Origin of the sequence: Dolichospermum sp. LEGE 00246, from assembly GCF_015207865.1 — a bacterium.
GTDB lineage: Bacteria > Cyanobacteriota > Cyanobacteriia > Cyanobacteriales > Nostocaceae > Dolichospermum > Dolichospermum heterosporum.
Window position 1 is genome coordinate 1 of the sequence record NZ_JADEWA010000341.1, and the last position, 5,929, is coordinate 5,929.

The 5,929-nt window shown below is 39.0% G+C and carries 5 protein-coding genes and 2 pseudogenes; 3 read left to right on the plus strand and 4 right to left on the minus strand.

Going from position 1 to position 5,929, the window contains the following annotated elements; translation table 11 throughout:
* Window positions 1–199: 199 nt before the first annotated feature.
* Both rbfA and IQ228_RS19115 read right to left on the minus strand, forming a co-directional pair.
* Window positions 200–598 carry a 30S ribosome-binding factor RbfA gene (rbfA, locus tag IQ228_RS19110; RefSeq protein ID WP_027402168.1) on the minus strand — a complete coding sequence of 133 codons (399 nt, stop codon included), beginning with the start codon at window positions 596–598 and terminating at the stop codon, window positions 200–202.
* A gap of 126 nt (window positions 599–724) precedes the next feature.
* Window positions 725–931, minus strand: a complete 207-nt coding sequence (locus IQ228_RS19115) for a DUF751 family protein (protein WP_071992769.1) — start codon at window positions 929–931, stop codon at window positions 725–727.
* A 65-nt stretch (window positions 932–996) separates the two neighbouring features.
* Here IQ228_RS19115 and IQ228_RS19120 point away from each other — a divergent pair.
* Window positions 997–1,584, plus strand: a pseudogene (locus IQ228_RS19120) (DNA adenine methylase); the annotation flags it as partial.
* Between the two features lie 156 nt (window positions 1,585–1,740).
* On the opposite strand, the gene IQ228_RS19125 reads toward IQ228_RS19120, so the two are convergent.
* Both IQ228_RS19125 and IQ228_RS19130 read right to left on the minus strand, forming a co-directional pair.
* Window positions 1,741–2,961: a HetZ-related protein gene (locus IQ228_RS19125; RefSeq protein ID WP_027402169.1), complete on the minus strand. Its 1,221-nt coding sequence runs from the start codon at window positions 2,959–2,961 to the stop codon at window positions 1,741–1,743.
* Between the two features lie 407 nt (window positions 2,962–3,368).
* Window positions 3,369–4,028, minus strand: a complete 660-nt coding sequence (locus IQ228_RS19130) for an L-threonylcarbamoyladenylate synthase (protein WP_193963958.1) — start codon at window positions 4,026–4,028, stop codon at window positions 3,369–3,371.
* Between the two features lie 83 nt (window positions 4,029–4,111).
* Here IQ228_RS19130 and larC point away from each other — a divergent pair, with 83 nt between their 5' ends.
* Together larC and IQ228_RS19140 are read left to right on the plus strand one after the other, a co-directional pair.
* Window positions 4,112–5,389 (plus strand): nickel pincer cofactor biosynthesis protein LarC, encoded by a 1,278-nt coding sequence (larC, locus tag IQ228_RS19135; protein ID WP_027402171.1) that lies wholly within the window; start codon window positions 4,112–4,114, stop codon window positions 5,387–5,389.
* Between the two features lie 68 nt (window positions 5,390–5,457).
* Window positions 5,458–5,929: pseudogene (locus IQ228_RS19140) on the plus strand (UPF0104 family protein); the annotation flags it as partial.

The following is a 5,929-nucleotide window of genomic DNA, read 5'->3' on the forward strand; positions in this document are numbered from 1 at the left end:
AGATTTGCTTTAGCGTTAACTTTATCAGTATATATAAGTCTATGGTTTTTGACCTCTATCCTAAGATATAAAATTTGCAATACCCGGAACTCTCTAAAAATAGGGAATCAAGGCATTCCCTATTATCCCCAACTAGAGTGCTTTAAATAGCAACAAGTTCCAGATTTATTTATATTTTGGTTAATTTTGCATTAATAAATCATTCAGCCATCTCTTCTACTACCTCATCCACACTTGCTGATGCTCGTTGTTGCTCCAGTTGGTTTAATAAACTCAGCACCTTAGTACCTCGTTCTATAGAACGATCTTCCACAAAGATCACTTCTGGAGTCCGTCTTAATCTGACTCTAGCCCCCAATTCACTGCGAACGTAACCCGTAGCTGACTTTAAACCAGCCATTGTTTCCGTTTTCGCTTCCTCCGTTCCATAAATACTCACAAAGATGGTAGCGTGTTGTAGGTCCCCAGAAACATCCACATCGGTAACACTGACCATTCCCATACCCACACGGTCATCCTTAATACCGTTGAGTAGCATTTGGCTAACTTCCCGTTTAATTAATTCAGCAACGCGGGAAACGCGGCGATTTGTAGCCATATAAATTCCGCCTTCTCACAGAGGTTAAATAACATGATTCTAAATGTAAATGAAAGTGGACGGTGTTTGACGCGATTAAATCAACACCAACAGTCCAATAAACTCAACCCTTTCCTGGCTTTTGGTTTACATTGAACTCAATCCCAGCATAGCCCGCACGGTAAGCGTTACGAAAAAAAGACCACCAGTAAACAAGCCTAAAATAGCCATCAGCGTCACAGGACGTTTTAATAATGGAAACAGCGGCTCAAGGGTGTTTAGAAAAACACCCAAGACGATACTAACTAAATACCGAGGGTAGCGAAAGACGTTATCCCAGAATCCATCAAACATTTGAATTTAGACTGCCTTATTATAGACTTTATTGATTAGTTAGTTTTTAGTTTAATCGTAAGTAGATGGTAAGTCAAATCCCTAAACAAACTTACCCACGACCATTTTTAAAGTGGGCTGGGGGTAAAACTAGATTGATTTCGCAATATAAAGACTATTTTCCCCAGCATTACCAGACTTACTATGAACCATTTTTAGGGGGTGGAGCAGTTTTTTTTCACTTGCAACCATCTCATGCAGTTTTAACTGATATTAATGCAGATTTAGTTCTTACTTATCGGTGCGTTAGAGACAATCTTGAAGAATTAATAACTTTACTGCAAGCACATCAGCAAAGACATAATTCAGAGTATTACTATGATGTCAGAAATTATCATAATGGGACAGATCTAACAAAAGCGGCTCGGTTTATTTATCTGAATAAAACTTGTTTTAATGGGCTGTACCGGGTTAATTCTCAAGGAAAATTTAATGTCCCTGTAGGTAAATATAAAAATCCAGGTATTTGTCAAGAAGAAGTTTTGCGAGTTGCATCCTTGGCACTCCAGAAAGTAGAAATCAAACAAGCAAATTTTGAAGAAGTGTTGAATTATGCAACTGATACTAATGACTTTGTTTATTTTGATCCTCCCTATTATCCTCTAAATAAAACTTAACACAATAAAACCAAACTGTGTAAAGAAACGTAAAATCGCCCAAACCCTCTTCACTCTTGCCTTGCCATAACAACAATTTTTAACGCCAACCCACTTAACATTTATATGAAAATGTTGGGTTTACTTGCGTCAACCCAACCGACCAGATGGAATTTAATTATTTTTGGTTTCAGCATGACCGTTACGAATAGACCATGCTAATTCCAACATTTGTGTCCAGCGTTTTTGCAGTTGTTTCGGAGTACATTGAACAGCTTTAGAAATAAGTTGATCACTTTGACAAGCGGTTTTTAGTTCAAAAATTTGTTGCTGCTGTGGTGTGAGTTGATGCCAAAAAATATCCCATTGCTGGGAAGATAAACCTAACTTATGTTCTAAACCAGCACCTAACCATTGGTGAACTAATTGCCATTGGTGCTGTTTGGCAAACTTCTCAACGTGATATTTAAATCTTTGTTGTAAATAATCGCGTTGACGACTGGTTAAACCGAGAATTTGGTCAATTTCCGGTGCAGAAAGATCCTGGAGTTTGAGAGTCAAGTAATTCATACAATCAGATTGTCCTTGAGACTCCAGATATTTCATCAATTCGGTAATCACGCGATTGCGTTCCGATTCTTCCGAAGGGTCAAAACCAGGTTTAGCAATCATTTGTGAGCGAATTTGCTGCACTGCCACATTGCGTTGATAAGATTCCGCTTCTTCCGTTTTCGCCGAATCCACTGCCATTTCAATATCTACAGTAGTTTCTTGGGGTTGACGACGGGCAAAACCTTGAGCGCGTAAAACAATTAGTTGTTGATTAGCACCACCAGGTAAATTAATCCGGCGTTTGGCATATTGTTCTGTAAATGCCATATACTCAGCTACTTGTAACTGAGTACGGGGAGTGTAATCTTCAGGTAGTTCAGTTTCTCGACGGAAAGCTTTAATTGCTTCGATATAAAAAGCTTGTAAGAAATCTTCAATCAGATTGTAACGAGCCTCAAATCCTAAATCTGAGCCGGCAACAGTTACATGACGATAAACAATTGCGCCTAAGCTGCTGTGTAATTCTACTCGTCCTTGCTTAGAGCCAAGTTGATAGTAACGGAGGCACTTTTGTAAGCGATGTCTTCCTAATGTAATTTGCCAAGACTGAATTTGTCCTGAGTTTTGAATGCGGGAGCTTTTATCGCATATCCGTTCTACTTCTTTGGCTATGCGTCCAACAACATCTTGTACACCTGAAGTGGCGGATTTAACTTGAGATTGCATCTCATGGGATAAAAGTTGTACTAATGTATCGCTGGTAGGAACAGACAATTCTTCAAGAGAAATATAACTATCAAAAGCAGATGTAGAATTAGGCAGATTGGCGATGTTAGCTTTCATGACTTTTCTATAAAATTGGTATTGCACCTTAACTCAAACGCATATACAGTATTTAAGGCCAGTCTCAGGAGTAAAAATCTTTGGGGATTTATGCCTCAGAACTCACCAACTAGACTCCTGATATGTAAATACTGTAGGAAATTTCCAAAGTTAAGGGCTTGTTAATTGTGTCGCTTTATTTTTAGCAACTAAATCAAAGATGGCATAATAGATATTCACTCTGAGGACAAATTGCCAAAACCTTAGTCATGCTAAGATTGGCCGATAGCCTGTTTGGCGTAGCCATAATTTCATGACTGGGATAAGAGTGCCTGGGAAGATGACAATTTCAAAATTGGAGTCAGGTGATCATAATAATTAGCGCAACGGAGTCCAAAACAAGGGGTTGCACTTGTAAAGCTTTATTCTTAAACCCAAGTAGCTACAGCTTCCCAACCTAAACCTCTCCGAATAATAACTGGTTCTTCATCGGTCAAATCTAAAATGGTAGACACTTGATATGTAGGTTCTTCGGCAGTGTCGATAATAATATCTACCAATTTATCCAAGTGGTCATATAAATCTACCCGTGACAACATTGGTTGTTTTCCGTTTTCAACTATTTCCTGATCTTCGTCATTTGCTCTAATATGAGCCGAAGTAGAAATAATTGGGTTTCCTAACGCTTCCATTAATGCCAAGCAAACCTTATGATTTGGCACCCGAATTCCTGTGGTTTTGCGTTTGGGATTTTGCACTAGTCGCGGTACTAATTTGGTAGCAGGGAGCAAAAATGTGTAGGGTCCTGGTATTAACCGCTTCATTAGTCGGTAGGCTGTATCACTTACGAAGGCATAAGTCGCCACATTGGAGAGTGAGGGACATAAAAATGTCAGTGGTTTATCATTCGCTAACTGTTTGATTTGTCGCACTCTTTCCACCGCCGACTTGGCATTCAAGTCACAACCAATTGCGTAAACTGTATCTGTAGGGTAGAGCATGATAGCGCCACTTAATAACGCTAACTTTATTTCCTCTATTCGGCGGCTTTGAGGATTATCAGGATGAATGGTGAATATTTTGGCCATAATGATTATTGGTGATTGGTAATGGTAATAGTTTTTTTTCCTGACAACTGACGACTGACAACTGACAATTAACAAATAAATTTATGAATAAAATTGTTTATCTTCAATGTCCAACAGGGGTTTCTGGTGATATGTGTTTGGGGGCGTTGGTTAGTCTGGGTGTGCCTGTGGAGTATTTGATAGAACAACTCAATGGCTTGGGAATTGAGCAAGAATACCGATTGTGGGCGGAATTGGTTCACCGTCAAGGTCAACAAGCGACTAAGGTTCATGTAGATTTGGTTTCTCATCATCACCATCATTCTCACAATGAACATGATCACAACCACACCCGTCATTTGCCAGAAATAGAGGAGATGATTGTTAAGGGGAATTTGCCAGTGCGGGCGGAAGCTTGGAGTTTAGCTGTTTTCCGACAGTTGGCAGTTGCAGAGGGGGCTGTTCATGGCATCGCACCGGAAAAAGTTCATTTTCATGAAGTGGGTGCGGTGGATGCGATTGTGGATATTGTTGGTACTTGTTTAGGGTTGGATTGGTTGGGTGTTGATAGCGATCGCCAGGGTTTGCCTTGGCTATACTGTTCTGCATTTCCAACGGGAGGTGGTACTGTTAATGCGGCACATGGAAGAATGGCTGTACCAGTACCAGCGGTGTTAAAGTTGTGGGAAATGCGGGGTTGTCCAGTTTATAGTAATGGCATTGACAGAGAATTGGTAACACCAACGGGGGCGGCGATCGCTACTACCTTAGTTCAAGACTTTGGTTCACCACCACCAATGACTATCAAACAGGTAGGATTAGGGGCTGGTTCTCTAGATTTACCCATTCCTAATATACTACGACTTTGGTATGGTGAAAATGAATCTTTACAGACTGATAACTCTAATTTAGGAGAATCTTCCCCAAATTTAGAGACGATTACTGTCCTAGAAACTCAAATAGATGACTTAAATCCTCAAGTATTTGGTTATGTATTTGAGGCTTTATTTGCTGCGGGTGCGGTGGATGTGTTTACTCAACCGATAGGGATGAAAAAGTCGCGTACCGGAATTTTGTTAACTGTGATTTGTCATCCTGAAAAGTTAGCTAGTTGTGAAGCGGTGTTATTTCGAGAAACTAGCACTTTAGGCATTCGTCGTACTACTCAAAAGCGGGCAATTTTACAACGGGAAATGCAAAAAGTGGAAACTATTTATGGAACAATATCGGTAAAAGTGGCCTGGACAGGAACAGCTACAGAAAAGGTAATTACTAATGTGCAGCCAGAATATGAAGATTGTGCAGAATTAGCCCGGAAAAATAATATTTCTTGGCGAGAAATTCATCGTTTGGCGTTAGAAAGTTGGTATTTGCAAAATTAAAATTAACAAAAACACAAAAACAAGATCCCCGACTTCTCTAAGAAGTCGGGGATCTAAATCCTTTTAAAATGAAGAAAATTATCCGGTGGTTGATTTTAGGTGGAACGCTGTTTTTTTTATTGAAAGCGTTAAAAGATAATTGGTTAGGAGTTAGTGCTATTCGGATTAATATTACCGGATGGTTAATATTAGCAACTGCTACAAGTGTAACTTTATTGGCACATATTTGGGCAGGTTGGATTTGGACTTGGGTACTCAGGGAGTTAAATCAATCTGTATCTGCTATTGAGTTTATCCAAGTTTATTTAAAAACGAATATTGCTAAATATTTACCTGGGAATATTTGGCATTATTATGGGCGAATTATAGCGGCTAGAAATGCTAATGTACCTATAAATATTGCTACTTTAAGTGTTTTGTTAGAACCACTATTAATGTTAGCAGCAGCTTTAATTATTATTGTTTTATTTGGTAGTCAAATTATTGTTAATAGTCTGAATTTTAATTTAATTATTTTCCAATTTTTAGCTTTAATAATTG